This window comes from Chryseobacterium sp. SIMBA_029, from assembly GCF_046535275.1.
Taxonomy (GTDB): domain Bacteria; phylum Bacteroidota; class Bacteroidia; order Flavobacteriales; family Weeksellaceae; genus Chryseobacterium.
In genome coordinates, this window is record NZ_JAWRXA010000636.1 from 1 (window position 1) to 251 (window position 251).

Annotated in this window: 1 protein-coding gene; it reads right to left on the minus strand. The window is 32.3% G+C overall.

All coding sequences use genetic code 11. The features are described 5' to 3' along the window. On the minus strand, positions 1-251 hold a 251-nt coding region (locus SB679_RS25520), incomplete at both ends, for a T9SS type A sorting domain-containing protein (protein ID WP_410705156.1).

A 251-nucleotide genomic window follows, 5' to 3' on the forward strand; every position in this document is an offset into this window, starting at 1 on the left:
TTATTGTCAATTGATCCTTTTTTCACAATTTGACCTACTGCATTGTGGATTTCAAAGGTTGCTTTATGAGAAACCTTGGTAATGTTTAAGATATCATTTACAGGGTTTGGATAAATTCCAAAATTATTATCTTTCTTATTCACTTCACTTGTCCCTAAAGTCTGAGCTTTCATGTACTTACTTTGGTTAAGTCCAAAGCTTGAGCCTGAGATTAAGGTAGTTCCTGCCTGATTTTTAATATTATAATATCC